The following is a 7,063-nucleotide window of genomic DNA, read 5'->3' as shown; positions in this document are numbered from 1 at the left end:
GTTGTGATCCGCACGGTGGTAGTACACCGACGTCCAGTCCGCGCGCGGGCCGACATCGACCCATGGACCGGGACCATAGTGGTGCCCCCGCGCCATCAGATGGTGCAGGCCCAGCGGCGTCATGTAGTTCACCGCAGCCTCGCGCGAGGCCATCATCATCCCGACGATGGGCTGCACCACGCCGGGATCGGCCGAGAACGTCAGCGCCGCCCAGTCCGCCGCGATGTCCTGGGCCGATTGCCGCGGATCCCACGCAAGGCGCCCGAAGGCGTACCAGTTGGCCTGGTCGAAGTGCGATCCACTCCAGGTGCGGTCGGTGCCGATGTTGGCGACCCCGGCCATGCCGGCCAGGGACTGCGCCACGGTGGCCCCCTTGCCGCGTATGCGGGTGTCGGACCGCAGCACTTCCTCGTACAACGGCCCCAGGTAAACCAGATGCGTGGCAAAGCCCAGGTACTCCTTGGTGATCTGCACTTCCATTACCAGCGGCGTGCGCGGCATGGCTCCGAACAGCGGATGGAACGGCTCACGCGGCTGGAAGTCGATGGGCCCGTTCTTCACCTGCAGCACCACGTTCGGGCGGAACGCACCATCCAGGCCGGCGAATTCGCTGTAGGCCTGCGTGGCGCGGTCCGCAGGAACGTCGTGCGCATAGACGAAGGCGCGCCACATCACCACGCCGCCGTGCGCGGCCAGCGCATCCGCCAGCAGGTTGGCGCCGTCGGCGTGCGAGCGGCCGTAGTCCTGCGGGCCGGGCTGCCCTTCCGAATTGGCCTTCACCAGGAAGCCACCGAAATCGGGAATGCGCGCGTAGATCTGCTCGGCTTTGTCGCGCCACCAGCGTTGCACGGCCGGGTCGAGCGGATCGGCGGTGTCGAGCCCGCCCAGCTCGATGGGTGCGCTGAAGCGTGCACTCAGGTAGACACGGATGCCGTACGGACGGAACAGATCGGCCAGTGTTGCCGCTTTGTCGAGATAGTCCGGCGCAAGACTCTGTGCGTTTGCATTCACGTTGTTGAGCACGGTGCCGTTGATGCCTACGGATGCGTTGGCGCGTGCATAGTCGGTGTAGCGCGGGTCGCGCCACTCCGGCAACGTCTGCCAGTCCCACAGTGAACGGCCTGCGTAGCCACGTTCGACATGGCCATCCAGGTTGTCCCAGTGATTGAGCACGCGCAGCCGGAGCCGTGGCGATTGACGCACATCGAGAGCGTCCAGTGCCGCGCCCGTCTGCAGCAGCCGCAGCAGATGGAACACCCCGTACAGCACGCCGATATCCCGCGGTGCGGCGACCAGCAGCGCATCGCGCCCGCCCACCTGTGTGCGCTTGAGCAGGTAGCCTTCCTCGCCCAGCGGCTGCATCTGCGCACGCAACGGCGCGATCAACGCCGAAGACTGCGGCGTACCCAGCACCAGCATAGGGCCGGTGGCTGCCGTACCCGCCAACTGCGGAGCGCTGCCGAGCAGCCCGGCCAGTCCACGCTGCAGTTCATCGCGCGCGGCGCGCTGCGTGGCTGTGTGATCAGGGGCCACCACCTGCCCCAGGCGGGTGCGGTAGTCGGCAGCGAGGGCCGGTTCGAGCGGAACGTAGCGCATCCACAGGGCATGGCCGTCCTCTGCGCGCGCGTCGCCCATGCAGGCCAGCAGCGCCAGCAGCGCCAGCACGGCAGCGAACATCCAATGACACCGCTCGCCATCCGGACCGGACCGTTGGGCGGCCGGCAAACCTTGTAAGCTCCGGACGTGCGCGGGCTTCGGCAGCGTCACAGAGAAGAACGGGAGCGCGTATTGGACAAGCCGAAGAAATCGGTCCGCCGCAAAACCAGTGGCGTGACGATCGACGAGGTGGCGRCCCTGGCCGGAGTGTCGCCGATGACGGTGTCGCGGGCGATCAACCAGGGCAAGGTGCGCGACGTCACCCGCGAGCGCGTGATGCGCGCAGTGCGTGAACTGGGCTATACGCCCAACCTCGCCGCCAGTTCGCTGGCCGCCGCGCAGCACACGCGTATTGCACTGATCTACACCGACCCCAGCGGTGCCTACCTGCGCGAACTGCTGGTCGGCCTGCTGCGCGTAGCGTCCAACGCTGCCATCCAGCTGGTCATCGACTACTGGGACGAGCCGGGCCCCGCGGCCCAGCGCAAGGCCGCGCGTGCTCTGGCCGGGCGGGTGGACGGCGTCATCCTGCCGCCGCCGCTGTGCGAATCGAAGCCCGTGGTGACCGAGCTGGTCAAGGCCGGCATCCCGGTGGTGGCTATCGCGCCGGGTCACCTCGGCAATGACATTTCCTGCGTGCGCATCGATGACTTCCACGCCGGCAGGGAATTGGCTGAACACCTGATCCAGCAGGGCCACCGCCGCATCGGCTTCATCTGCGGGCGCACCGACCTCAGTGCCAGCGCGCGGCGCTATGACGGCTTTGTCAGCGCGCTGCACGACGCCGGGCTGGAGGTCGACCCCGCCCTGGTCGAACAGGGCGACTACACCTACCGCTCCGGGCTGGCCGCTGCCGAGAAACTGCTGTGCCAGCCCAGGCCGCCCACCGCAATCCTGGCCAGCAACGACGATATGGGCGCGGCGGCGATCTCCGTCGCGCACCGGCGTGGCCTGGAGGTGCCCCGCGACCTGTCGGTGGTCGGCTTCGATGACAGCTCCGCCGCCACGACGGTCTGGCCCGAGCTCACCACCATCCATCAGCCCATCGCCTCGATGGCCGATGCCGCCATCGAGATCCTGCTGCGCACCATCCGCCGCCGCAGCGAGGGCGTGCGCGTGTTGACCGACCACGTGGTGCCGCACCGGCTGGTGGTGCGCGATTCGGTCACGCGCCCACCCGGTTCCCGATAGCGCAGGACGAAGCGTCACGGTCACGCGCCTGCGCACCCGATGCTGGTCTCCGCCTCGTTCAGGGCGCCCAGCGCGACACGTGACACCGACAGTGTCATCGCCCCCGCCGTTCCGATCGACCACGGGCGATCCAGCTTGCCGACGTCCGCACCTGCGGCTGCAAGGCACTTCAGCGGCACGCCCACGCGCGTCCATTGGCCCACCGGCAGTTTTGCCAGCGTCGACGTGAGCGCAATGCGGGCCGAGCAGCCCGTGCCGCAGCCCACCGCCAACCAGGCCTCGCCACGGGGTGCAGACTCCACCCGCAGCGTGGTCAGCAGCATCAGGTCGCCGTTGCTTTCGCGCTGCAGGTCCAGTGCCGTGTGTGACTGCAGCGCGGCAACTGCCTCAGCCTTGCCCGACCAGGCCAGGCGGCGGCCGTCTTCCTGTGCCAGGTGGTCCACGCCGGTGACCTTGAGCAGATCGCCCTCCAGGGCCTCCGGCACCTTGGTGACCGTGACGCCCTGCCCCGTGCTGTTCTGCAGGCGCAGAGCCATGCCTGAACCGGCTTCGCCGCGCGCGAAGAAGACGCCGGCGGCACCTTCATTGCCGGTTACCCCGGAGACTTCCGGCAGCGCCGCCAGATCGCCGTTGTCGGCGTAGGACAGGCCGAAGCCGAAGGCGAACTGCGGGTTGTAATCCTTCTGCCCCACATTGTTGGCGTACTGCGTCGCCGTGCGCGGCCAGCTGAAGCTCAACCTGCCCTTGAAATCGTGCTGCACGCTGCCATCAGGCCTGCGCAGCAGCACGTCGGCAACGCCAGCACCTTCCGAGCCGGGCAGCCACGCCGCCACGAACGCATCAGCGGCGTTGATCTCGCGGTTGACCCACAGCGGGCGTCCGCTCAGGAACACGGCCACCACCGGAATGCCGTCGGCCTTCAGCCGCTTGATCAGGTCAAGGTCGGCATCGTCCCCCGGCTTGTAGGCCAGCGTCGGCAGATCGCCCTGGAACTCGGCATACGGGCTCTCGCCGAATACCACCACGGCCACATCCGGCTTCGTTACATATTTCCCATCGACCGCCAGCACTGCCTCGCCACCCGCGGCCGACGCCTGCTGGGCGATGCCCTCGTAGATCGTGTCCGCATTGGGGAAGTCCTTGCGGGTCGTGCCGGTGCCCTGCCAGTTCAGCGTCCAGCCGCCGGCCTGCTTGCCCACGTCGTTGGCGCCGTCACCGGCCACCAGGATCCGTTGCTTGGGCGACAGTGGCAACACGCCCCTCTGGTTCTTCAGCAGTACCAGCGATTCGCGCACCGCCTGCCGTGCCAGCGCACGATGTTCCGGTGCGCCGATGAGGGCGAACTGGCCGCCGACCGCACGTGTGGACGGCTTGCCGGCCTCGAACAGACCCAGCCGCATCTTGACGCGCAGGATCCGGCGCACCGCCTCGTCCAGCCGTTGCTGGCTGATGGTGCCGTTCTTCACGGCGGCCAGCGTGGTCTCGTAGAAGCCCTTCCAGCTGTCCGAGGCCATGGCCATGTCCAGGCCCGCATTGATGGTGGCCGGGCAATCGGTGGTCGTGCAGCCCTTGACCTGCCCGTGGCCGTTCCAGTCGCCCACCACGAACCCACCGAAGTGCATGCGGCCCTTCAACGCATCGGTCAGGTACTGCCTGTGGCCATGCATTTTTTCGCCGTTGACGCTGTTGAAGGAGGCCATGACGGTCTGCGCGCCTGCAGCGATCGCCGGCGGATAGCCGGCCGCGTGGAAGCGCGCCAGGTCCGCTTCGCTGATCCGGGTATCCCCCTGGTCCTTGCCATCGGTAGTGCCACCGTCGCCGAGGAAGTGCTTCACCGAGGCGATCACATGACGACCATCGAGGAACGCGGGCGTACCCACTTTGCCCTGCAGCCCTTCGACCATTGCACCGGCATAGCTGGCCACCACCTCGGGCGATTCGGAATAGCCCTCATAGGTGCGCCCCCAGCGGTCGTCCTGCGGTACCGCCACGGTTGGTGCGAACGCCCACTCCATCCCGGTCGCACGGGTCTCCAGCGCGGTCACCTCGCCGATCCGGCGCAGCATATCCGGGTTGCGGGCCGCGCCCAGGCCGATGTTGTGCGGGAACAGCGTCGCGCCGATGATGTTGCTCTGCCCGTGCACGGCATCAATGCCGAACAGCACCGGAATCGCTTTGCCGCCGTTGGAGGTGTCCATCGACGCCGCGTAGAACGCATCGGCCAGCGCCAGCCATTCGGCCGGCGCGGCATCGTAACGGCCACCGGGATCTGAATTGCCACCGGCCAGGACCGAGCCCAACCGATAGCGGCGCACGTCGTCGGGCGTGATGCTGGCGATATCTCCCTGCACCAGCTGGCCGACCTTTTCCTCCACCGTCATGGTGGCCATCAGGTCGGTGATGCGCTTTTCCAGCGCGGGGTCCTCGGCCAGTGGCCAGGCGACCTGCGGCCACGGGTCCGGCGTCGCGGCTGCAGTTGCAGCTGCTTTCTCCACCAGATAGATGCTGTACGTGGCTGCCAGCCCGGTGGCGGCCAGCAGAATCGGGAAGGTCACGGTGACGGCGAAATTGGCGGTCCACTGCGCCGCACCGGCCACCGCCAGGCCCGAACCGCGGATCTGATTGGGGAACATCTCGCCCAGCATCACCCACATCACCGGGCCCCACGAGATGTTGAAGAACACGACATAGGCATTGGCCGCCACCAGCGCCAGCGTGCCCATGCCCGCAGGCAGCTGCAGGTGCGTATCGACCAGCGAGCCGCTGGCGAATGCGGCCACCAGCAGTGCCAGTGACACCGCCATGCCGGCCGAGCCAACCCACAGCAATGGCTTGCGCCCGATGCGATCGATCAGCAGCACGGTGACGATGCAGGCGCCGATGCTGAGCGCACCGGACAGCACATTGATCAGCAGCGCGTCGTTCTCGGAGAAGCCGACGGCCTGCCAGAGCACGGCACCGTAGTAGAACACCACGTTGATGCCGACCAGCTGCTGGAAGGTGGCCAGGCCGATGCCGACCCAGACAATCGGGCGGATCCTGCCGGTGGCCTTGTTACGCAGGTCCGACAGCCGCGGCCGATGGTGGTCGGTCGACAGCGAAGCGTCGATCTCGGCAAGCTTCGCCTGCGCCTCGACACCGCCGTACAGCCGCGCAAGCACCTGCAGCGCCTCGTCCTTGCGGCGCTTCACCATCAGGTAGCGCGGGCTTTCCGGAATGGTCAGCAGCAGTGCCAGGAACAGCAGCGAGGGCACGGCCTGCATCCAGAACATCCAGCGCCACGCCGCGTGCCCGCCCCACAGTGCCTCGGTGGACGCACCGGCGGTGGCCGCCAGCAGATAGTTGGACAGGAACGCGACGGTCAGCCCGCTGATGATGGCGATCTGCTGGACCGTGGCGAGCCGGCCACGGTAGCGCGCCGGCGCGACTTCGGCGATGTAGGCCGGGGAGATGACACTGGCGGCCCCCACCGCAAAGCCCCCCAACACCCGCGCGACGATGAACATCGCCGAGGAGGATGCGGCGCCAGCGCCGATCGCCGACAGCAGGAACAACACTGCCGAGACGATCAGCACGTTGCGGCGGCCGAGACGGTCGGCCAGCCGGCCGGCGCTGAAGGCACCCACGGCGCAGCCCAGCAACATCGAGGCGATCTCGAACCCCTGCATCCACTCGCCGGATCTGAACGCCTGGTGCAGGCCGTCCTGGGTGCCGTTGATCACGCCGCTGTCGAACCCGAACAGGAATCCGCCAATCGTCGCCACCACGCTGATCAATACGATCAGCCGGGTGTTCTCTCCACCGCTCATTGCCTGCTGCATTGCTGTGCCCCTCCCCGGTTCGGTGTCATCGATGCGAGCCGCTGTGCTCAACGCAGCAGGTACTGGTTGATCAGGTTCTCGTAGCGCTCCTGCTTGCCGCTGATCTGCCTGGGCTCGCCGCCCTTGGCACCCAGCGCAGCCAGCTCTGCGAGACTCAGCGCGCCGCCCGCGAAGTCCTTGCCGGCACCACTGTCGAAGCTGGCGTAACGCTCCTTGCGCCACTGCTCCAGCGGCGAGTCGTTCAGCAGCGCATGGGCCACTTCCAGCCCGCGGGCGAAGGCATCCATGCCGCCGACGTGGGCAATGAACAGATCTTCCAGGTCGGTCGATTCACGGCGCACCTTGGCGTCGAAGTTCAAGCCGCCTTCCAGACCGCCCTGGCGCAGCACCACCAG

General features: G+C 67.7%; 2 protein-coding genes and 3 pseudogenes. 1 reads left to right on the top strand and 4 read right to left on the bottom strand.

Features of this window, described 5'->3' with window-relative positions:
• Nucleotides 1-1,677, bottom strand: a 1,677-nt coding sequence (locus AC1VAN_RS09520; RefSeq protein ID WP_480985700.1) for an alpha-glucuronidase family glycosyl hydrolase, incomplete at its 3' end; no start/stop codon positions are given.
• Nucleotides 1,678-1,788: 111 nt separating this feature from the next.
• Here AC1VAN_RS09520 and AC1VAN_RS09515 point away from each other — a divergent pair.
• Entirely contained in the window at nucleotides 1,789-2,847 is a 1,059-nt protein-coding gene (locus AC1VAN_RS09515; protein WP_480985699.1) for a LacI family DNA-binding transcriptional regulator, read from the top strand.
• Nucleotides 2,848-2,867: 20 nt separating this feature from the next.
• Here AC1VAN_RS09515 and AC1VAN_RS09510 read toward each other — a convergent pair.
• The 3 pseudogenes from AC1VAN_RS09510 to AC1VAN_RS09500 form a co-directional block, all read right to left on the bottom strand.
• Nucleotides 2,868-5,336: pseudogene (locus AC1VAN_RS09510) on the bottom strand (glycoside hydrolase family 3 N-terminal domain-containing protein); the annotation flags it as partial.
• Between the two features lie 3 nt (nucleotides 5,337-5,339).
• A pseudogene (locus AC1VAN_RS09505) lies at nucleotides 5,340-6,668 on the bottom strand (sugar porter family MFS transporter); the annotation flags it as partial.
• Between the two features lie 47 nt (nucleotides 6,669-6,715).
• Nucleotides 6,716-7,063 (bottom strand): annotated as a pseudogene (locus AC1VAN_RS09500) (xylose isomerase); the annotation flags it as partial.

Source organism: Stenotrophomonas sp. 05L44_2, assembly GCF_056665995.1.
Note: the sequence above shows the minus strand (reverse complement) of the source record. Positions and strands in the feature narration are given on the sequence as shown.